Genomic DNA, 20716 nt, shown 5'->3' with positions numbered 1-20716 from the left:
TAGCGTTAACATGACGAGAAATCGTCCGGTACCCAGAGCGGACTGGAACGGGAAGGCCGCCGTCGCGTGAGTACAGTCCACCAGCAAGACCTCAAGGACCGCCCTGCGCGGCTCACCGTCGGCGTCGTCGGCGCCGGCCGCGTGGGCCCCGCGCTCGCCGCGTCCCTGCAGCTCGCCGGGCACCGCCCGGTGGCCGTCTCCGGTGTCTCCGACGCCTCCCGGCGACGCGCCGAGACCATGCTCCCGGACGTGCCGCTGGTGCCGCCCGCCGAGGTCCTGCGGCGCGCCGACCTGGTGCTGCTCACCGTCCCCGACGACGTCCTGCCCGGACTGGTCGCCGGTCTCGCCGAGACCGGCGCGGTACGGCCCGGCCAGCTGCTCGTGCACACATCCGGCCGGTACGGCGCACGGGTCCTCGACCCGGCCCTGCGCGCGGGCGCGCTGCCGATGGCGCTGCACCCCGCGATGACCTTCACCGGCACCCCCGTGGACGTCCAGCGGCTCGCCGGCTGCTCCTTCGGCGTCACCGCGCCCGAGGAACTGCGCCTGGCCGCCCAGGCCCTCGTCATCGAGATGGGCGGCGAGCCCGAGTGGATCAGCGAGCAGAACCGCGCGCTCTACCACGCGGCCCTCGCGCTCGGCGCCAACCACCTGGTGACCCTGGTCGCCCAGTCCATGGAGCTGCTGCGCACCGCCGGCGTCGAGGCGCCCGACCGGATGCTCGGCCCGCTGCTCGGCGCCGCCCTGGACAACGCGCTGCGCTCCGGCGACGCGGCGCTCACCGGGCCCGTCGCGCGCGGCGACGCCGGCACGGTCGCCGCCCACATCACCGAGTTGCGCAGGCACGCCCCGCAGACCGTCGCGGGCTACGTCGCGATGGCCCGCGCGACCGCCGACCGGGCGCTGGCGCACGGCCTGCTGAAGCCCGAACTCGCCGAGGACCTGCTCGGCGTGCTGGCCGACGGCGCGGGCGGCACGCACGGCAGCACCGGCCCAGGCACCACCGGCACCGAGGGGAACGACCGATGACCACCGCCCTGCTGAGCACCGCCGACGAGCTCCACGCGCGCGTGCGCCGCGGCCGCCGCGCCGTCGTGATGACCATGGGCGCCCTGCACGACGGCCACGCCACCCTGGTCCGCACCGCGCGCGAGATCGCCGGACCGGACGGCGAGGTCGTCGTCACCGTCTTCGTCAACCCGCTGCAGTTCGGCGCCGGCGAGGACCTGGACCGCTACCCGCGCACCCTCGACGCCGACCTGAAGATCGCCGAACAGGCCGGTGCGGACGCCGTGTTCGCGCCCTCCGTGGACGAGGTCTACCCCGGCGGCGCCCCCCAGGTCCGGATCACCGCCGGCCCCATGGGCGAACGCCTGGAGGGCGCCTCGCGGCCCGGCCACTTCGACGGCATGCTGACCGTCGTCGCCAAGCTGCTCCACCTCACCCGTCCCGACGTGGCCCTGTACGGCCAGAAGGACGCCCAGCAGCTGGCCCTGATCCGGCGCATGGTCCGGGACCTGAACTTCGGCGTCGAGATCGTCGGCGTACCGACCGTGCGCGAGGAGGACGGGCTCGCCCTGTCCAGCCGCAACCGCTACCTCTCGCCCGACGAGCGCCGTACCGCGCTCTCGCTGTCCCGCGCGCTGTTCGCGGGCCGTGACCGGCACGCCGCGCAGGAGGCGCTGCGCGCGCGTGCCCGCGAAGTGCCCTCCACGCACGCGCGTGCCGAGGCGCTGAGTGCCCTCGGGGAGTCCCGGGCGGCCGCCGACGCGCACGCGGTCGCCACGGCCTCCCCGGGCGGCCCGGTGGCCGTCCGCGCGGCCGCGCGCCAGGTGCTGGACGAGGCCGCCCGGCTCGTTCCGCCGCTCGAACTGGACTACCTCGCGCTCGTCGACCCGTCCGACTTCACCGAGATCGGCGCCGACTTCACCGGCGAGGCCGTCCTCGCCGTCGCCGCCCGGGTCGGGACGACCCGGCTGATCGACAACCTCCCCTTGACCTTTGGAGCCGCCTCGTGACCAGCACAGGCACCAGCACTGGCATACGACTGCACGCGCCCGCCCCCGGCTGGGCCATCTCCGCGGACGTGGTCGTCGTCGGCTCCGGCGTGGCAGGCCTGACCGCGGCCCTGCGCTGCCAGGCCGCGGGCCTGACGACGGTGGTGGTCACCAAGGCCCGCCTGGACGACGGCTCCACGCGGTGGGCCCAGGGCGGCATCGCCGCCGCGCTCGGCGAGGGCGACACGCCCGAGCAGCACCTGGACGACACCCTCGTGGCCGGCGCGGGCCTGTGCGACGAGGAGGCCGTACGGATCCTCGTCACCGAGGGCCCCGACGCCGTACGGCGGCTGATCTCCACCGGCGCCCACTTCGACACCGACGACGAGGGCGACATCCACCTCACCCGCGAGGGCGGCCACCACCGGCGCCGGATCGCGCACGCGGGCGGCGACGCGACCGGCGCGGAGGTCTCCCGGGCGCTGGTGGAGGCGGTACGCGCGCGTGGGCTGCACACCATCGAGAACGCGCTCGTGCTGGACCTGCTGACCGACGCCGACGGCCGTACGGCGGGCGTCACGCTGCACGTGATGGGCGAGGGCCAGCACGACGGCGTGGGCGCCGTGCACGCCCCCGCGGTGGTTCTCGCGACCGGCGGCATGGGCCAGGTGTTCTCCGCGACCACCAACCCGTCGGTGTCGACCGGCGACGGCGTGGCGCTGGCGCTGCGCGCGGGCGCCGAGGTCAGCGACCTGGAGTTCGTGCAGTTCCACCCGACCGTGCTGTTCCTCGGCCCGGAGGCCGAGGGACAGCAGCCGCTGGTCTCCGAGGCGGTGCGCGGCGAGGGCGCCCACCTGGTCGACGCCGACGGCGTGCGCTTCATGGTCGGGCAGCACGAGCTGGCCGAGCTGGCACCCCGGGACATCGTCGCCAAGGGCATCCTGCGGCGGATGCTGGAGCAGGGCGCCGAGCACATGTACCTCGACGCCCGGCACTTCGGCGCCGAGATGTGGGAGCACCGCTTCCCGACCATCACGGCCGCCTGCCGCGCCAACGGCATCGACCCGGTCACCGACTTTATCCCGATCGCCCCGGCCGCCCACTACGCCTCCGGCGGCGTGCGCACCGACGCCCGGGGCCGTACGACCGTCCCCGGCCTGTACGCGTGCGGCGAGGTCGCCTGCACCGGCGTCCACGGTGCCAACCGGCTCGCCTCCAACAGCCTCCTCGAAGGCCTCGTCTATGCCGAGCGGATCGCCGCCGACATCGCCGCCGCGCGAGCGGACAACGGCCTCCACGCGCGCGTGCCCGCACCCGTCGAGCACCCCGAGACGCCCGCGCACCCGCTGCTCGCCCCCGAGACCCGGTTCGCCATCCAGCGGATCATGACCGAGGGCGCGGGCGTGCTGCGCTCGGAGGAGTCCCTGGCGAAGGCCGCCGAACAGCTCCACCAGCTGCACAGCGAGGCCCGCGGCGCGCTGGACGAGAACGGCAAGACCGCCGAGCCCGGTGTCGACACCTGGGAGGCCACCAACCTCCTGTGCGTCGCCCGCGTCCTGGTCGCCGCCGCGCGGCTGCGCGAGGAGACCCGCGGCTGCCACTGGCGCGAGGACCGCGCCGAGCGCGACGACACCCACTGGCGGCGGCACATCGTCGTACGGCTGAACCCGGACCGGTCGCTGGCCGTGCACACCACCGACACCGCAGACTTCCCCCCTACCCGGTAACACCCAGCGCCTCAGGAGCAGTGACAGACGTGAGCACCGACGACCTTCCTCTCGCCCCGACCGGTGGCTGCGGCGACGGCTGTGCCTGTGGCGCGGACGGCGACGAGGAGTATCTGGAGAGCGGGCTCGACCCCGCGCTCGCCGAGCTGCTGGCCGCCGCCGGACTCGATCCGATCGAGGTCGAGGACATCGCCAACGTGGCCATCCAGGAGGACCTGGACGGCGGCGTGGACGTGACGACCGTGTCGACCATCCCGGAGGAGGCCACCGCCACCGGCGACTTCACCGCGCGCGAGGCCGGCGTGGTGGCGGGCCTCAGGGTCGCCGAGGCCGTCCTCTCCGTGGTCTGCACGGACGAGTTCGAGGTCGAGCGGCACGTCGAGGACGGCGACCGCGTCGAGGCCGGGCAGAGGCTGCTGTCGGTCACCACGCGCACGCGTGACCTGCTGACGGCCGAGCGCAGCGCGCTGAACATCCTGTGCCGCCTGTCCGGCATCGCGACCGCCACACGCGCGTGGGCGGACGTGCTGGAGGGCACCAAGACGCGCGTGCGCGACACCCGCAAGACGACTCCGGGCCTGCGCTCGCTGGAGAAGTTCGCCGTCCGCTGCGGCGGCGGCGTCAACCACCGCATGTCGCTGTCCGACGCGGCCCTGGTGAAGGACAACCACGTGGTCGCCGCCGGTGGCGTCGCGCAGGCCTTCAAGGCCGTACGGGAGGCCTTCCCGGAGGTGCCGATCGAGGTCGAGGTCGACACCCTGCACCAGCTGCGCGAGGTCGTCGAGGCGGGCGCCGATCTGATCCTGCTGGACAACTTCACGCCCGACGAGTGCGCGGAGGCCGTCGGGATCGTCCGTGGGCGGGCGCTGCTGGAGGCCTCCGGCCGGCTGACGCTCGACATCGCGCGCGTGTACGCCGACACGGGCGTGGACTTCCTGGCCGTCGGCGCGCTCACCCACTCCGCGCCGATCCTCGACATCGGCCTCGACCTGCGCGAGGCGGAGTAACCGCGATGCTCCTCACGATCGACGTCGGCAACACGCACACCGTCCTCGGCCTGTTCGACGGCGAGGACATCGTCGAGCACTGGCGCATCTCCACCGACGCGCGCCGGACGGCGGACGAGCTGGCGGTGCTGCTCCAGGGCCTGATGGGCATGCACCCGCTGCTCGGCGAGGAGCTGGGCGACGGCATCGACGGTATCGCGATCTGCGCGACCGTCCCATCGGTGCTGCACGAACTGCGCGAGGTCACCCGGCGCTACTACGGCGACGTCCCCGCCGTCCTGGTCGAGCCGGGCGTGAAGACGGGCGTGCCGATCCTCACCGACAACCCCAAGGAGGTCGGCGCGGACCGGATCATCAACGCGGTCGCGGCCGTCGAGCTGTACGGCGGCCCGGCGATCGTCGTCGACTTCGGTACGGCGACGACGTTCGACGCGGTCTCCGCGCGCGGGGAGTACGTCGGCGGTGTGATCGCGCCCGGTATCGAGATCTCCGTGGAGGCGCTCGGTGTGAAGGGCGCGCAGCTGCGGAAGATCGAGGTGGCCCGGCCGCGCAGTGTGATCGGCAAGAACACGGTCGAGGCCATGCAGGCCGGCATCGTGTACGGCTTCGCGGGGCAGGTCGACGGGGTCGTCAGCCGGATGGCGCGGGAGCTGGCGGACGACCCGGACGACGTCACCGTGATCGCCACGGGCGGGCTCGCGCCGATGGTGCTGGGGGAGTCCTCGGTGATCGACGAGCACGAGCCGTGGCTGACGCTGATCGGGCTGCGGCTGGTGTACGAGCGGAACGTGTCGCGGCTGTGAGCTGACGGTGCCGTAGCACCGGTCGAGGGAAACAGGGAGCGACACGCACCGAAAAATCATCCTGTTTCGTCACTTTTGTCCGATTAGCGGTAGCGTCGCCGCATGCCCACGCCATACGGATCCCGCGGCGGCATGGCGTTCGGCGTGGAGGAGCTGCGTGTGCTCCGCCGCGCCCTCGCCCTCGCCCTTCACCCCGGCCAAGCGTCCGCCGAGGACGTCCAGGACTGCTTCCGGCTCGCCGAGTCGCTCGACGAGGCGCTGTGCGAGGGGGCGAGACTGCGCGCTTTCCTGGTGGCCGACCTCGGCCGGTACCGGGCGGCGCTGCCGGGTACCGCCGCCGGCTACCTCACCCTCCTGGAGGAGGCGCTGGGGGCCGGGCACCGCCCGACGCCGGACGACCTCGCCGCGCTGCGGGCGTTGCGCGGGAACCGGGTCGCGGCCGCGCTGCTGGACCGTTGCCAGGCGCTGGCCGAGCAGGACGTACGGGCGCGGTTCGCGCAGGGCGCGCGCAAGGTGCCGGCGCCCGCCGTGCCGCCCTCCCGCACCCGCCTGCTGGCCCTTCCCGGCGGTGGGGGAGCGCCCGGGGTGCTGCGGGGCCAGGAGCAGGCCGGGGAGCCGCAGAAGCCCGCCCAGAAGCCCCCGCAGAAGCCCACGCCGAGACCCGCACCGACGCCTGGGGAGCGGCCCGGCACGGAGCCGGGGGCGCCGAAGCGGCCCATTCCGACGCCGGGGGAGGTCTTCCCGCGCCGCAAGCCGGCGCCTCCGGCGAACCCGGCCGAAACCCGCCAACTGGCGGCCGGCTGACCGACCCTGGCCCACGGCCGGGACAGGTTTTCCCACCCGCACCCGCCGTGCAACTGCCGCGGTCGGGTGCGGGCGCGTTCGGCGGGGACGGGGTGTTTGTGTACCCCGTACCTTTCGGGCGGGGGCCCGTGGCTACTCTGGGAGGCATGGACTACGTCTCCGCGCTTGTGCCTCCGGTCGTGATGGCCGTGTTCTTCATCGGTGTGGTCAGGGTGATCGTGAAGACCCAGGGCGGGGCCGCCAAGGCCAAGGAGGACGCGGCCGTCGACGCCGCCCTCGCGCGCGCGGAGAGCGCCCGGCAGGCCTCCGCCGCCGGCGACGCCTGAGCAACCGCCCCTGCGGCTCTCGCCATCGCCATGCGACTTCGAGCCGTACGCCCTTTTTGTTCGCGTTCGTGGGCTTGATGCACGTCCGGCACGCCATTGCCGGGATCTCCCACTATTGTTCTGAGTTGTGCCTCGCCCATTGGGAGAACTCGAAGACGCGGTCATGACGCGGGTGTGGAAGTGGAACCGCCCGGTGACCGTTCGAGAAGTCCTGGAAGACCTCCAGCAGGAACGCTCCATCGCGTACACCACCGTGATGACCGTTTTGGACAATCTCCATCAGAAGGGCTGGGTGCGCCGCGAGGCCGAAGGGCGGGCCTATCGATATGAGGCCGTCTCGACGCGGGCCGCCTACGCCGCCGCCCTCATGAACGACGCCTGGTCGCAGAGCGACAACCCGGCCGCCGCTCTCGTCGCCTTCTTCGGGATGATGAGCGAGGAACAGCGCCAGGCCCTCAGGGACGCCGTACGCATCGTTCAGGGGCCGGAAATCGCGGATAGCATCCCCGATCCCGGCCAAGAGAACCCCGAGCCCGGTGAAGAGAACCCCGGCGCGGCGCAGGACGCCGACGGGCGATAGCGTCCGCTCATGTCTGCAGAGCGCCCCGAAGTCACCGCAAGCGCCATCACGGTCCGGCGCGCCCGGACCAGCGATGTCCCGGCCGTACGCCGCCTCCTGGACGCCTACGCCCGAGACCGCATCCTGCTCGACAAAGCCACGGTCACGCTTTACGAGGACATCCAGGAGTTCTGGGTCGCGGAACGCGACGACAACGCCGAGGTGGTCGGCTGCGGCGCGCTGCACGTCATGTGGGAGGACCTCGCGGAAGTCCGCACTCTCGCGGTGAAGCCCGGCCTCAAGGGCGCCGGCGTCGGCCATCGGCTGCTGGAGAAGCTGCTGCAGACCGCACGCTGGCTCGGTGTTCGCCGGGTTTTCTGTCTGACCTTCGAAGTGGACTTCTTCGGGAAGCACGGCTTCGTGGAGATCGGGGAGACACCGGTCGACACCGATGTGTACACGGAGCTGTTGCGTTCCTATGACGAGGGCGTCGCCGAGTTCCTCGGTCTCGAACGAGTGAAACCGAACACCTTGGGCAACAGCCGGATGCTTCTGCATCTGTGATCGTCATTGCCCCGGTGCCCTATGTCCGAAACGCGCATGTTTCCGGACCGAGGCGCTCCGCCGGTCCTCTACCGGTCCTCTCCCAGGGGTTTGTGTTTTTCCGGCAAAAGCGGTTTGCTTTCCGACGTACTGCAGTACTGCATATAACAGGGGCGGCGAAACGGCGGACGCCGCACACCCCCTTGGCCCTCAACGTTATCGATGAAAGGAAATCCGGTGGCACAGAAGGTTCAGGTCCTTCTTGTCGACGACCTCGACGGCGGCGAGGCGGACGAGACCGTGACGTTCGCGCTGGACGGCAAGACGTACGAGATCGATCTCACGACCACCAATGCGGACAAGCTGCGTGGCCTTCTCGAGCCCTATGTGAAGGGTGGTCGTCGTACCGGTGGCCGCGCTTCGGGCGGACGCGGAAAGGCGCGTGCCGCTTCCGGTGGCAGCCAGGACACCGCGGCGATCCGCGCCTGGGCGAAGGAGAACGGTTACGAGGTCAACGACCGCGGTCGCGTTCCCGCGTCCATTCGCGAGGCCTACGAGAAGGCCAACGGCTGATCCCGCCGGCAGGCGGTCGGCCCTCCCGCGCGCGGGCGCCGCAGCCGGACCCGGTGACACTGTGCTGCCACCGTGTCCACCAGTCGTACGAGATCGGGGGCGCCCTTCCCGCGCCCCATGGCCGGCATCGCCGGCAGCGAGGCCTCGACCTCGCCTCCGGGCCCAGGGGGCCGCAGCCATACGGCGGCCCCCTGTACCGACCCGGCCCGCACGACCCCTTCGCACACGCTCGTCGGCGGGGCCGGCGCCTCCATCGCGCCGCCCGCCCCCAGGACCCGCAGGTCGAGGGTCACGGCGTGCCACTCCAGCCAGTCCAGCAGCCCCGGCAGCTCCTCCGCGCTGCCAGCGGCCACCAGCAGGGCCATCCGGTCGCCCCGAAGGGCCACCGGAGAGGCCGGTGCGAGATGCCGGAGCGCCCCCGCGCCCGCCTCGGCCGGCACGTCCAGGACGTCGAACCGCACGCCGGTGAGCAGCCGCAGCGGCCGTCCGGGCACTGTCGCCCAGCCCAGATCGTTCTCGTACCAGTGACGGACCCGGGCATCCGGACCATCCGGGAGATCACCTGTGTTCGGTACGTCCGGATCCAGGGGGCGACGAGGAAGGGGGACCGTTGAGGCCGTGGGGACCGTGCCAACCATGCCAAGTGCAACCGCCGAAGCATCCGAGGGGTTACGCTGTGTGTCAATTTGATCACGCAGAGCGCCGAAAGAGGGGGCGTGCGGGGGTGCGGGGAGGCGCAAGGTTGTTCGCCCATAGCGGAGGGAACCGGTGCGCGCCGCATGGAGTGTCAGTCCCAGCGGGTAAGACATGCCTAGTGGGAGGGGGCGACACGAAGGCCGGGCCGTCTCACGTTCGCCATCGGCGTACTGGCGATGGGGGTAACTGCCTGGCCTGCGGGAACATCGTCTCGCACCATCGGGTTGGAGCAGATGTCGGCGTCAGGGGTCAGGAGGCCATCGACGGTGTCGGCAGTTGGAATGAGCGGTCCCCGCTTGCGGGACTAAGCTGCGGAAGGACAGGGAGGGGAAGTTCCCCCCACTGCCTGACCGCTCTGAGGAGCGATTAACGATGTTCGAGAGGTTCACCGACCGCGCGCGGCGGGTTGTCGTCCTGGCTCAGGAAGAAGCCCGGATGCTCAACCACAACTACATCGGCACCGAGCACATCCTCCTGGGTCTCATCCACGAGGGCGAAGGTGTCGCCGCTAAGGCCCTGGAGAGCCTCGGCATTTCGCTTGAGGCGGTCCGCCAGCAGGTGGAGGAGATCATCGGCCAGGGCCAGCAGGCCCCGTCCGGGCACATCCCCTTCACCCCCCGTGCCAAGAAGGTCCTGGAGCTGTCGCTCCGCGAGGCCCTTCAGCTGGGCCACAACTACATCGGCACGGAGCACATCCTGCTCGGCCTGATCCGTGAGGGCGAGGGCGTCGCCGCCCAGGTCCTGGTCAAGCTGGGCGCAGACCTCAACCGGGTGCGGCAGCAGGTCATCCAGCTGCTCTCCGGTTACCAGGGCAAGGAGACCGCCACCGCCGGCGGCCCGGCCGAGGGCACGCCTTCGACCTCCCTCGTCCTGGACCAGTTCGGCCGGAACCTCACCCAGGCCGCTCGTGAGTCCAAGCTCGACCCGGTCATCGGGCGCGAGAAGGAGATCGAGCGGGTCATGCAGGTGCTGTCCCGCCGTACCAAGAACAACCCGGTGCTGATCGGTGAGCCCGGCGTCGGCAAGACCGCCGTCGTCGAGGGCCTCGCCCAGGCCATCGTCAAGGGCGAGGTGCCCGAGACCCTCAAGGACAAGCACCTCTACACCCTGGACCTCGGTGCCCTGGTCGCCGGTTCCCGCTACCGCGGTGACTTCGAGGAGCGCCTGAAGAAGGTGCTCAAGGAGATCCGCACCCGCGGCGACATCATCCTGTTCATCGACGAGCTGCACACGCTGGTCGGTGCGGGTGCCGCCGAGGGCGCGATCGACGCGGCGAGCATCCTCAAGCCGATGCTGGCCCGTGGCGAGCTGCAGACCATCGGTGCGACCACGCTGGACGAGTACCGCAAGCACCTGGAGAAGGACGCGGCCCTGGAGCGCCGCTTCCAGCCCATCCAGGTCGCCGAGCCGTCCCTGCCGCACACGATCGAGATCCTCAAGGGCCTGCGCGACCGCTACGAGGCGCACCACCGCGTCTCCATCACGGACGAGGCCCTGGTCCAGGCGGCCACCCTGGCCGACCGGTACATCTCCGACCGCTTCCTGCCGGACAAGGCGATCGACCTGATCGACGAGGCCGGTTCCCGGATGCGCATCCGCCGGATGACCGCTCCGCCGGACCTGCGCGAGTTCGACGAGAAGATCGCCGCCGTCCGCCGGGACAAGGAGTCCGCGATCGACTCGCAGGACTTCGAGAAGGCCGCCTCCCTGCGCGACAAGGAGAAGCAGCTCCTTGCCGCCAAGGCCAAGCGGGAGAAGGAGTGGAAGGCCGGCGACATGGACGTCGTCGCCGAGGTCGACGGCGAGCTGATCGCCGAGGTCCTCGCCACGGCCACCGGCATCCCGGTCTTCAAGCTGACCGAGGAGGAGTCCTCCCGCCTGCTCCGCATGGAGGAGGAGCTGCACAAGCGGGTCATCGGCCAGAACGACGCCGTCAAGGCGCTGTCGAAGGCGATCCGTCGTACGCGTGCGGGTCTGAAGGACCCCAAGCGTCCCGGTGGTTCGTTCATCTTCGCCGGCCCGTCGGGTGTCGGTAAGACCGAACTCTCCAAGGCCCTGGCCGAGTTCCTCTTCGGCGACGAGGACGCGCTGATCTCCCTCGACATGTCGGAGTTCAGCGAGAAGCACACGGTCTCGCGTCTCTTCGGTTCCCCGCCCGGATACGTGGGCTACGAAGAGGGCGGCCAGCTGACCGAGAAGGTCCGCCGCAAGCCGTTCTCCGTCGTCCTCTTCGACGAGGTCGAGAAGGCCCACCCGGACATCTTCAACTCGCTGCTGCAGATCCTGGAGGACGGTCGTCTGACCGACTCCCAGGGCCGGGTCGTGGACTTCAAGAACACGGTCATCATCATGACGACCAACCTCGGCACCCGGGACATCTCCAAGGGCTTCAACCTCGGCTTCGCCGCCGCGGGTGACACGAAGACCAACTACGAGCGCATGAAGAACAAGGTGTCGGACGAGCTCAAGCAGCACTTCCGCCCCGAGTTCCTCAACCGCGTCGACGACGTGGTCGTCTTCCCGCAGCTGACGCAGGCGGACATCCTGCGGATCGTCGACCTGATGATCAGCAAGGTGGACGAGCGTCTGAAGGACCGGGACATGGGCATCGAGCTCTCCCAGTCCGCCAAGGAGCTGCTGGCGAAGAAGGGTTACGACCCGGTGCTGGGCGCGCGTCCGCTGCGCCGCACGATCCAGCGCGAGGTCGAGGACACGCTCTCGGAGAAGATCCTCTTCGGCGAGCTGCGCCCCGGTCACATCGTGGTCGTGGACACCGAGGGCGAGGGCGAGTCCCAGACCTTCACTTTCCGCGGTGAGGAGAAGTCGGCGCTGCCCGACGTCCCGCCGATCGAGCAGGCGGCCGGCGGTGCCGGGCCGAACCTGAGCAAGGAGGCCTGAGCCTCCGGGTCATGGGCCGAGTCGAAAGGGCCGGTGCTTCACCGCACCGGCCCTTTCGCATGCCTGGAGAACCTGCGGCTTACGACAACTGCCCGTTGTAGTCGGGCAGTTTGAAGGTCTTCTCGGCGTGGCCACCGGACAGGTCGGTGGCGCTGTTGCCGATGTTCGCGATGATCGTGTAGCCCTTGTTCTCGATGTCGACGCGCTGGGCGGTCTTGTAGGCGGCGACATCCTTGAACAGGTCGAACAGGCCGCGCACATACAGGCCGGAGACGTCGTAGCCGTCGTGTTCGAGGTTGTACTCGGTGGGCAGGTAGATGATGCCCGGGCGGGCCGTGACGAAGAACAGCGAGACGCCGTGCTCCTGGGCGTACTTCGCCACGTTCAGGACGGGCTTGTTGGCCGGCTGCGGGTAGCTGAAGCCGAAGTCGGTCTCCAGCGTGGTGTTGTCGATGTCGAAGACGATGGCCTGCTTCTCGCCGGGTTGGGCGTCGGCGATCCGCTCCTTCAGGTACGGCAGTGCCTGGTCCATCACCACCTGGCAGTCCTTCTGCCAGGTGGCGTAGTCGACCTTGGTGGTGGAGCTGCCGGTGGTCGCCGTGTCGTCGGCCGCCTGGGCCGGGGCGGCCATCGCGGCCAGGGCGGCCACGGAGACGGCGGTGGCGGATATGCGGAGCGCCCAGGGGCGTCTGGTCATCGGTGGGGGTTCCTCTCACGTCCGTACGCAAGCCTGAAATGTCAGGGGCATGATCTGAGGTGAGGGTGGCGCGAGGGGAACCGTAGGGTTACTGGACGGTAGGTGGCCAGAGGTGTGCGTCACATTTTCCCGGCCGTCTCCTACTGGGCGTCGTGGACGCCGGGGTCAGTCCTGCCGGCGGGCGTGTTCGTGCGCCTGGGTGATCAGGTCCAGGGCGACCTCCAGAACCGCCTCCCGCTTTTTGCCGGGGTCGCCTTCCAGGTCCTGCATCACGAACATCCCGGCGTGCAGCGTGAACATGGCGCTGACCGAGCGCACTTGGTCGACGAGGGCGGCGTCCGGATCGATGAGGATGTCCCGCAGGCCGCGCATCCGGTCCTTGAAGGTGTCGCCGATGCGCAGTTCCCGTACCGTCGCCTGGTTCTCCTGCATGAAGCGGAACAGGGGTTCCGCGCCGGCCAGGGCCTCGCTGTAGCGCCGCACGATCTCCTGCTTGGTGTCCAGGGTGTGCGGCTGGCTGCGACCCCACTCGATCAGGTCCTCGATCGGTTTCGTCAGGTCCGCGAAGACGCTGACGATGATCTCTTCCTTCGTCTTGAAGTGGTAGTACAGGGCCGCCTTCGTGACGTCGAGACGCTCGGCGATCTCGCGCAGAGAGGTCTTCTCGTAGCCCTGCTCCGCGAAGAGTTCGAGTGCCACGTCCTGGATGCGCTGGCGGGTGTTGCCGCGGCGCTGCTGCTTGGTGCCGTCCATGGTGCCGCCCATCCTCGTACTCCTCGCGCTCCCGCGGAAACTTACTTGACGCCCGGCTAGTTGCGGGGCTACTTTCCCAGTGTAGTGAACTAGCCGGGCGGCAAGTAAGTAGCCGCCGTAGGGGGAGTGGGAAGAGATGGCGGACACAGTACAAGGCGTCACGGACAGTAAACAGCCGAAGAGCGTGCGGGTGGTCCTGCTCGCGCTCATGATCGCGATGATGCTCGCGATGCTCGACAACATGATCGTGGGTACGGCGATGCCGACGATCGTGGGCGACCTGGGCGGCCTGGAGCACCTGTCCTGGGTGGTCACCGGCTACACCCTGGCCACCGCGGCCTCCACCCCGATCTGGGGCAAGCTCGGTGACATGTACGGGCGCAAGGGCTCGTTCCTCACCTCGATCGTGCTCTTCCTGATCGGCTCGGCGCTCAGCGGCATGGCCCAGAACATGGGCGAGCTCATCGGCTTCCGCGCCGTACAGGGCCTGGGCGCCGGCGGTCTGATGGTCGGCGTCATGGCGATCATCGGCGACCTGATCCCGCCGCGGGAGCGCGGCAAGTACACCGGCATGATGGCCGGCGTCATGGCGCTGGCGATGATCGGCGGTCCGCTGGTCGGCGGCACCATCACCGACAACTGGGGCTGGCGCTGGTCCTTCTACATCAACCTGCCGCTCGGTGTCGTGGCCCTCGCCCTGGTCAGCGCCGTGCTGCACCTGCCGAAGAAGCGGTCCGAGGCGCGCATCGACTACTGGGGTGTGCTGCTGCTGACCGTCGGCATCACCTCGATCGTGCTGGTCACCACCTGGGGCGGCAGCGAGTACGCCTGGACCTCCGCGCGGATCATGGAGCTGATAGGCATCGGCGTCGCCGCGCTGATCGGGTTCGTGTACTGGCAGACCAGGGCCGCCGAGCCGGTCGTACCGCTGCACATGTTCCGCAGCCGCAACTTCACCCTGATGTCCGTCATCGGCTTCATCACCGGCTTCGTGATGTTCGGTGCCACGCTCTACCTGCCGCTGTACCAGCAGTCGGTGCAGGGCGCCTCCGCGACCAACTCCGGTCTGCTGCTCCTGCCGATGCTCGGCGCGATGCTCGTGACCTCGATGGTCGCGGGCCGGGTCACCACCAACAGCGGCCGCTACAAGATCTTCCCGATCGTCGGCGGTGCCCTGATGATCGTCGGACTGTATCTGCTGTCGCTGATGGGCACGGGTACGACCCGGCTGACGTCCGGCATCTACATGGCCGTGCTGGGTCTGGGCATGGGCTGCCTGATGCAGATCACGATGCTGGTGGCGCAGAACAGCGTGGAGATGAAGGACATGGGCGTCGCGTCCTCGTCCACCACCCTGTTCCGTACGCTCGGCTCCTCCTTCGGCGTGGCCATCATGGGCGCGCTCTTCAACGACCGCGTCAAGCACGTCATGGCCGAGCGGGCCGGTGCGGTAGGCAAGCACATGACCGAGAAGACCGCCGCGCTGGACGCGAAGCACATCAACATGCTGCCGGCGCCGGTCAAGGACGCCTACCAGCACGCGGTGTCCGCGGGCACGCACTCGGCGTTCCTGCTGGGCGCGGGGATCGCGGTGGTCGTGCTCGTCGCGGCGCTGTTCGTGAAGGAGGTTCCGCTGAAGAGCGGGAAGCCTTCGGCGGAGAGCGGCGAGGACGTGGCTCCGATGCAGGTCGTCGAGGCCGTCTGAGCCGCGCCTGAACCGAAGACCCCGGGTCGGTGTCCGCCCCCGGGGTCTTCTCCCTTTGTGCGCCTGAACCGGCGCCGCTCTCGCGGACGTGGCGGGGCGCCGTCGTGGTTCCTCAATTGATGGTTGCGGCCGTCGTGGGAGACAAACACGACTGTCAGTGCCCCGTGTCACCATCGGCTGCATGGACAAGGTGCGGCGGCTGCGGCTGGCCAAGGACGCCATGGACCGGGACTGGGCGGACCCCGGTCTCGATCTCGACGCCGTGGCGGCGTGCGCCGGGTACTCGCGGTATCACTTCCTGCGCGCCTTCAAGGAGGTCTACGGCGAGACGCCGGGCCAGTATCTGACCCACCGGCGGATCGAGCGGGCCGAGGAGATGCTGCGCTGCGCCAACCTCACCGTGACCGAGATCTGCACCCTGGTCGGCTTCAGCAGCCTCGGCACGTTCTCCGCCCGCTTCAAGGCCCGCACCGGGCTCACCCCGAGCGAGTACCGCGCGAAGCACGTGGGGCGCGGGGCCTCGCTGATACCCGGGTGCTACGCCATGCTCTGGGCCGGCGGATTCAGCACCGCAAGATCGGAGAAGCGGTCCGGGTCCGGCCCTGCCTACGGTGACGGGAGGGAATCCGCCGACAGGAGAGCAGAGACATGATCAAGGGGCTTGCCATCACCACCGTCTGGGTCCTGGACCAGGACCGGGCCAAGGAGTTCTACACGCAGAAGCTGGGGCTCGAGGTCCGTACGGACATGACCATGGGGGACGGCGGCATGCGCTGGCTGACCGTCGGCGCCCCCGGCCAGCCCGACGTGGAGCTGACGCTGATGGTGCCGGGGCCGCCGGCGATGGACCCGCAGTCCGCCGAGATGATGCGGAAGCTCGTCGCCAAGGGGGCGCTGGGGGCCGGGGTGCTGGCGACGGACGACATCCACGGCGACTACAAGAAGCTCAAGGAGCGCGGGGTGGAGTTCCTTCAGGAGCCTCAGGAGCGGCCGTACGGCACGGAGGCGCTGTTCCGGGACGACTCCGGGAACTGGTTCTCCTTCACCCAGCGGCGTGAGGGGGGCCTGGATCTGGAGCAGGACTGGGCTTGCTGAGCTGAGCGCCACGGACAGTGCGGCTGTCCGCCGTCGCGAGGCGCTCAGCCCATTCCCCCCGACATCGGCAGCATCGGATGGCTCCCCGTCGCCGTCGGTGCATGTTCCGGCAGCCACAGCACCGCCACCGCGCCCTCCGCCGGGATGCCGGCCGGGGCGCTCACGGGGCGTACGTTGCGGAAGGTGAGGCGGGCGCCCAGGACCCGGGCCTGGCCCGCCGCGATGGTCAGGCCCAGCCCGTGGCCCGTACCGGCGCGGTCCTTGCTGCCCGTGCGGAACCGGCTCGGCCCCTCGGCGAGCAGTTCCTCCGGGAAGCCGGGACCGTGGTCGCGGACCCGGATGACCCGGCCCTCGACGGTCACCTCGATCGGCGGCCTGCCGTGCCGGGCGGCGTTGGCGAGCAGGTTGAACAGCACCCGCTCCAGCCGGCGCGGGTCGGTGGTGACCTCCGACTCGTGCACCACCCGCACCTCGATCTCCGGGTCCTTGGCGGCCACGCGCCGGGTGACGAACTCGCCGAGCATGATGTCCTGCAGCTCGGCCCGCTCCGAGGCGCCGTCCAGGCGGGCCACCTCCAGGACGTCCTCGACGAGCGTGCGCATGGCCTTCGCCCGGTCCAGGACGAGTTCGGTCGGGCGGCCCGGGGGGAGCAGTTCGGCGGCCGTGAGCAGGCCGGTGACGGGCGTGCGCAGTTCGTGTGCGATGTCGGCGGTGACCCGCCGCTCGGCCTCGAGACGCTGCTGCAGCGCGTCCGCCATGGCGTCCACCGCACGCGCGAGATCGTCGGTCTCGTCCCGTACGACCCCGCCGATGGCCTCCCGCACCCGGACGTCGGTCTCGCCCTTGGCGACCTGGTTCGCGGCGGCGGCCGCCTTGCGCAGCCGCCCGGAGAGCTGCCCGCCGATCAGCACGCCGAGCGCGCTGCCGCCGAACACGACCGCGACCGAACCGATGACCAGCGCCTGGTCGAGGTCCTTCATCACATCCGTGGAACGGTCCGGCAAGGGGCCGTGCGTGGACAGCACATGTCCGTCCTTGGTCGGCAGGGCCGCCCAGATGTCCGGCACCCCGCCGTGGTCGATGACATCGCTGGCCTTCCTGCCCTGCTCCATCTTCCGGCGCAGCGAGTCCGGCAGCTCGGGGTCGTCGACCTTGATGTTCGGGAAGTTCGGCCGCCGGATCGTCTCGTAGTTGCGCTGCGCCCACTGGAGCCGCTGATTGGCCAGGTCGCGTGCGTTGTCGAGCATCGAGACCCGGGCCGCGTTGTGGACGACCAGGCTCAGCGTGATGGCCACCAGGCCGGCGACCAGCGCGATCGCCGCGCTGAGCTTCCATCTGAGTCCGGTGTGCAGGCCCACGCGCTCCATGCGCCGGACCGGATTGCGAAGGATCCCCCGCATGCCGCCCCGCTCAGGCCTTCAGCTTGTAGCCGAAGCCGCGGACCGTCTCGATCCGGTCCTGGCCGATCTTCTGGCGAAGCCGCTGCACATGCACGTCGACGACCCGGGTGTCCCCGCCCCAGCCGTAGTCCCAGACCCGCTCCAGCAGCTTGTCGCGGGAGAGAACGGTGCCCGGCGCCGAGGAGAACTCCAGCAGCAGCCGCATCTCGGTCGGGGTGAGCGCGACCGGCTGCCCGGCCCGGCGCACCTCCATGCCCTCGGTGTCGATCTCCAGGTCCCCGAAGGTGAGCATCCCACCGGACACCGTGTCCTCGACCGCCTCGCTCCGGTCGCCGCCGCCCGCGTGCCCGAAGCGGCGCAGCACCGCCCGGATCCGTGCGACCAGCACGGCGCCGTCGAACGGCTTGGTCACATAGTCGTCGGCGCCCGCCTCCAGGCCGAGGACGACGTCGATGGAGTCGGCGCGCGCCGACAGCATGATCACCGGCACGGTCGACTCGTCCCGGATACGACGGCACAGGCTGACGCCGTCCAGACCCGGCACCATGACGTCCAGCAGGGCGATGTCGGGGCGGTTCGCCCGGAACGCCTCCAGGCCCGACAGGCCGTCGGGCATGGCGGTGACCGCGAAGCCGTCCCGCTCGAGGGCGAGCTGGGTGGCCTCGCGGATGACGTCGTCGTCCTCGACGAACAGGACGTGGGTCTGGTCTGCCATCCCGTGCTCTCAGTCCTCGTGGTGTGCGTGCAGGTGGGGGGGTCAGTTGTCCGGCGCGGAGGTGTCGCCGCCGGTCTTGCTGTAGTAGGTGTCGTGCCGGTAATGCTCGGTGAACCGGCCCGCCTTCCACCAGTACGTGATCACGGTCTCCCTGGACGGGTTCGACAGTGTGTCGTTCGTGTCGTAGACCTGCTTGGTCACGGTCAGGTCGGTGCCGTCGATCTCCGCGACGACCGGCGAATCCTCCGCCTTGAACACATTCTCGTACGTGCCCCCGACGTCCCGGTACACGTACGTGCCGATGCCCAGCCAGTCACCGCAGTCCGACACGTTGATGAGGACGTCGTTGACGGAACCGCCGGTCAGAAAGCCGTAGGTGACCTCGACCGGGTAGTTGTCGCCGCTGCAGGGCTTCAGCTGACGTTTCACCGTCGCCGAGACCGCCGGATCCTTCTTGAGCAGCGAGACCGCGTCCACCCGCCGGTACCCGGTGGTCGGGCTCGGGCTCGGGCTGGCGGAGGCGACGGCTCCCGCGACCGCCGACGCGTGTGCCGGGCCCTCGTCCCGGGTGCCGGTGCCCCCCGTGCCGCACGCGGCGACGAAAAGGGCGATGGCGGCGAGCGCGGCCCCCACCGCGATCACCGCCTGTGAACTGCCTCGGGCCCGGTCGGGCCCGGCCCCGGTCAGGCCGCGCAACGCTCCCGCTCCTCACGCTCCAGCGCGCGTGCGTCCAGATCGCGGGCCTCCAGCTCCTCGCGGAGCCGGGCGAGCGCCCGGTGCAGCGTGCTCTTGACCGTACCGGCCGACATGCCGAGGGCCGCGGCCGTCTCCTCAGTGGACATCTGCTCCCAGTGTCGCAGTACTACGACACTGCGCTGCTTCGGTGCGAGCACTTTCATGACGTCCATGAGCAGAGCCCGGTCGGCGTGCTGCTCGGTGGAGTCGTCCACGGACGCGTCCGGCAGCTGCTCGGTCGGGACCTCCTCCAGCTTGCGCGCCCGCCACCACTCGGTACGGGTGTTGATCATGACCCGGCGCAGATAGGCGTCGGCGAGCCGCTTGTCCGCGATGCCCTCCCAGCGGCCGTACGTCCGCACCAGCGCCGTCTGCAGCAGGTCCTGGGCGTCGACCGGGTCCGGTACCAGCCGGCGCGCGCTGCGCAGCAGCGCGTCCTGCCGGGTGCGGACGTACTCCTCGAACTCGAGCACCTCGCCCTGCGCCATGATCAACCGCCTCCGTTCCCCGTTCACTTCGGCTCCGTGCCTGAAGTCCTGCGTTCGTCCCCGTGTCCGGTGGTCTGCCGGGCACGGAAAAGAAGTTAGGGAGTGGTTGTCACGGCGCTGTCCGAGTCAGCCTGCGGCCAGCAATCGGCTATCCGTCGGTTGTGTAACAACCGTAGGAACGGGGTAAAGGAGTGCCCGTTATGTCCCTTTACGGGGGCCTTTGTCGGCCGAATCGGTCCGTAACAGAGGTCGGGTGACTGTGACTTGGCTGTACGTCAGCTGAGTGGGAGCCGATACAGCCCGTCCGGCAGCGGCTCCACCAGACCGTCCGCGACGAGCCCGTCGAGCGCGCGGGCGCGCTGCACCGGCTCGTGCCACACCCGGTCCAACACCGCCTGCGGCACCGGCGCGTGCGCCTCCCGCAGCACGGCGAGCAGCTTGCCGCGCACCTGCCGGTCCGTGCCGGCGTACGTCTGCCCGCGGCGCGGCGGCCCCTCGTGCTCCGGCTTGCCGGCCAGCCGCCAGGCGCACTGCGCGGCGATCGGGCACCGCGCGCACTCCTCGTTCTTCGCGGTGCACACCAGCGCGCCCAGCTCCATGGAGGCCGCCGCCCAGCGCGCGGCCGTCCGCTCGTCCTCGGGCAGCAGCTCACGGGCGAGCCTGCGTTCGGCGGCCGTGGTCGCGTTCGGCGGGTACTGCACCCCCGTCACCGCCCGCGCGAAGACCCGGCGCACATTGGTGTCCAGCACCGGATGCCGCTGCCCGTACGCGAACGAGGCCACCGCGGCGGCCGTGTACTCGCCGATGCCGGGCAGCGACAGCAGCTGCGCGTGATCCGTCGGTACGTCGCCGCCGTGCCGTTCCGTTATGGCCACCGCGGCACCGTGCAGCCGCAGCGCCCGGCGCGGATAGCCGAGCCGGCCCCAGGCGCGCACCGCCTCGCCCGGTGCCTCCTTCGCCAGGTCCGCGGGGCGGGGCCAGCGGGTCAGCCACTCCTCATAGAGGGGCAGCACCCGGTTGACCGGGGTCTGCTGGAGCATGAACTCGCTGACCATCACCCCCCACGGGCCCGCCTGCGGGCGGCGCCAGGGGAGGTCGCGGGCGTTGGCGTCGAACCAGGCGATCACGGGGGTGTGCAGCTTCTCAGTCATGGCCTTCCGATCCTGCCACGGCTCGGCATGCATGGTGGGTGACG

At 70.4% G+C, this 20716-nt stretch carries 22 protein-coding genes; 14 read left to right on the top strand and 8 right to left on the bottom strand.

Annotated elements, in window-relative coordinates:
• The first annotated feature begins 66 nt into the window (after positions 1-66).
• The 10 genes from ACFYZB_RS41865 to ACFYZB_RS41820 all read left to right on the top strand — a co-directional run bounded on the left by ACFYZB_RS41865 (position 67) and on the right by ACFYZB_RS41820 (position 8339).
• On the top strand, positions 67-1029 hold the full coding sequence (locus ACFYZB_RS41865) for a DUF2520 domain-containing protein (RefSeq protein ID WP_351215987.1): 963 nt from the start codon (positions 67-69) through the stop codon (positions 1027-1029).
• Positions 1026-2018: a pantoate--beta-alanine ligase gene (gene panC, locus ACFYZB_RS41860; protein WP_388767131.1), complete on the top strand. Its 993-nt coding sequence runs from the start codon at positions 1026-1028 to the stop codon at positions 2016-2018. The genes ACFYZB_RS41865 and panC overlap by 4 nt, the downstream gene beginning before the upstream one ends.
• Entirely contained in the window at positions 2015-3724 is a 1710-nt protein-coding gene (locus tag ACFYZB_RS41855) for an L-aspartate oxidase (protein ID WP_351215983.1), read from the top strand. The genes panC and ACFYZB_RS41855 overlap by 4 nt, the downstream gene beginning before the upstream one ends.
• Positions 3725-3753: 29 nt before the next feature.
• A complete protein-coding gene (nadC, locus tag ACFYZB_RS41850) occupies positions 3754-4731 on the top strand; it encodes a carboxylating nicotinate-nucleotide diphosphorylase (RefSeq protein ID WP_351215981.1) in 978 nt (325 codons plus the stop codon).
• 5 nt (positions 4732-4736) lie between these two features.
• Positions 4737-5534 (top strand): type III pantothenate kinase, encoded by a 798-nt coding sequence (locus tag ACFYZB_RS41845; RefSeq protein WP_351215979.1) that lies wholly within the window; start codon positions 4737-4739, stop codon positions 5532-5534.
• 132 nt (positions 5535-5666) lie between these two features.
• Positions 5667-6338: a hypothetical protein gene (locus ACFYZB_RS41840; protein ID WP_388767141.1), complete on the top strand. Its 672-nt coding sequence runs from the start codon at positions 5667-5669 to the stop codon at positions 6336-6338.
• A gap of 146 nt (positions 6339-6484) precedes the next feature.
• Positions 6485-6664, top strand: coding sequence for a hypothetical protein (locus ACFYZB_RS41835; RefSeq protein ID WP_351216009.1), 180 nt, complete (start codon positions 6485-6487; stop codon positions 6662-6664).
• Between the two features lie 163 nt (positions 6665-6827).
• Positions 6828-7244: a BlaI/MecI/CopY family transcriptional regulator gene (locus ACFYZB_RS41830; RefSeq protein ID WP_388767130.1), complete on the top strand. Its 417-nt coding sequence runs from the start codon at positions 6828-6830 to the stop codon at positions 7242-7244.
• Positions 7245-7253: 9 nt separating this feature from the next.
• Positions 7254-7787, top strand: a complete 534-nt coding sequence (locus tag ACFYZB_RS41825) for an amino-acid N-acetyltransferase (protein ID WP_388767129.1) — start codon at positions 7254-7256, stop codon at positions 7785-7787.
• 216 nt (positions 7788-8003) lie between these two features.
• Positions 8004-8339, top strand: coding sequence for an Lsr2 family protein (locus ACFYZB_RS41820; RefSeq protein ID WP_351031652.1), 336 nt, complete (start codon positions 8004-8006; stop codon positions 8337-8339).
• Here ACFYZB_RS41820 and ACFYZB_RS41815 read toward each other — a convergent pair.
• Positions 8318-8977, bottom strand: coding sequence for an SCO3374 family protein (locus tag ACFYZB_RS41815; RefSeq protein WP_388767128.1), 660 nt, complete (start codon positions 8975-8977; stop codon positions 8318-8320). The two genes, ACFYZB_RS41820 and ACFYZB_RS41815, sit on opposite strands and share 22 nt — an antisense overlap.
• A 430-nt stretch (positions 8978-9407) precedes the next feature.
• Here ACFYZB_RS41815 and ACFYZB_RS41810 point away from each other — a divergent pair, with 430 nt between their 5' ends.
• Positions 9408-11933: an ATP-dependent Clp protease ATP-binding subunit gene (locus tag ACFYZB_RS41810; protein WP_351215971.1), complete on the top strand. Its 2526-nt coding sequence runs from the start codon at positions 9408-9410 to the stop codon at positions 11931-11933.
• 79 nt (positions 11934-12012) lie between these two features.
• On the opposite strand, the gene ACFYZB_RS41805 is transcribed toward ACFYZB_RS41810, so the two are convergent.
• Positions 12013-12630, bottom strand: coding sequence for an HAD family acid phosphatase (locus ACFYZB_RS41805; RefSeq protein WP_388767127.1), 618 nt, complete (start codon positions 12628-12630; stop codon positions 12013-12015).
• A 165-nt stretch (positions 12631-12795) separates the two neighbouring features.
• Entirely contained in the window at positions 12796-13395 is a 600-nt protein-coding gene (locus tag ACFYZB_RS41800) for a TetR/AcrR family transcriptional regulator (RefSeq protein WP_388767126.1), read from the bottom strand.
• Between the two features lie 124 nt (positions 13396-13519).
• On the opposite strand from ACFYZB_RS41800, the gene ACFYZB_RS41795 reads away from it, so the two are divergent.
• The 3 genes from ACFYZB_RS41795 to ACFYZB_RS41785 all read left to right on the top strand — a co-directional run bounded on the left by ACFYZB_RS41795 (position 13520) and on the right by ACFYZB_RS41785 (position 16183).
• Complete coding sequence (locus tag ACFYZB_RS41795; protein ID WP_351215965.1) at positions 13520-15088, top strand: MDR family MFS transporter; 1569 nt, start codon at positions 13520-13522, stop codon at positions 15086-15088.
• Between the two features lie 181 nt (positions 15089-15269).
• Positions 15270-15740 (top strand): helix-turn-helix transcriptional regulator, encoded by a 471-nt coding sequence (locus tag ACFYZB_RS41790; protein ID WP_388767125.1) that lies wholly within the window; start codon positions 15270-15272, stop codon positions 15738-15740.
• The gene (locus tag ACFYZB_RS41785) at positions 15737-16183 is read left to right on the top strand and encodes a VOC family protein (protein WP_388767124.1); all 447 of its coding nucleotides are present in this window, start codon (positions 15737-15739) and stop codon (positions 16181-16183) included. Before ACFYZB_RS41790 ends, ACFYZB_RS41785 begins: the two co-directional genes overlap by 4 nt.
• Before the next feature lie 44 nt (positions 16184-16227).
• Here the strand turns inward: ACFYZB_RS41785 and cseC are convergent, their stop codons facing one another.
• The 5 genes from cseC to ACFYZB_RS41760 form a co-directional block, all read right to left on the bottom strand.
• Positions 16228-17583: a two-component system sensor histidine kinase CseC gene (gene cseC / locus ACFYZB_RS41780; RefSeq protein ID WP_351215959.1), complete on the bottom strand. Its 1356-nt coding sequence runs from the start codon at positions 17581-17583 to the stop codon at positions 16228-16230.
• Between the two features lie 10 nt (positions 17584-17593).
• Entirely contained in the window at positions 17594-18298 is a 705-nt protein-coding gene (gene cseB / locus ACFYZB_RS41775; RefSeq protein WP_351215957.1) for a two-component system response regulator CseB, read from the bottom strand.
• A 42-nt stretch (positions 18299-18340) separates the two neighbouring features.
• Entirely contained in the window at positions 18341-18994 is a 654-nt protein-coding gene (locus tag ACFYZB_RS41770; protein WP_388767123.1) for a hypothetical protein, read from the bottom strand.
• A complete protein-coding gene (locus ACFYZB_RS41765; RefSeq protein WP_030751823.1) occupies positions 18982-19521 on the bottom strand; it encodes a SigE family RNA polymerase sigma factor in 540 nt (179 codons plus the stop codon). The genes ACFYZB_RS41770 and ACFYZB_RS41765 overlap by 13 nt, the downstream gene beginning before the upstream one ends.
• A 275-nt stretch (positions 19522-19796) precedes the next feature.
• On the bottom strand, positions 19797-20672 hold the full coding sequence (locus ACFYZB_RS41760) for an A/G-specific adenine glycosylase (RefSeq protein ID WP_388767122.1): 876 nt from the start codon (positions 20670-20672) through the stop codon (positions 19797-19799).
• Between the last annotated feature and the right edge of the window lie 44 nt (positions 20673-20716).

Origin of the sequence: Streptomyces sp. NPDC001852, from assembly GCF_042891825.1 — a bacterium.
Classification (GTDB): Bacteria; Actinomycetota; Actinomycetes; order Streptomycetales; family Streptomycetaceae; genus Streptomyces.
This window is presented reverse-complemented; position numbering and strand designations above follow the sequence as displayed.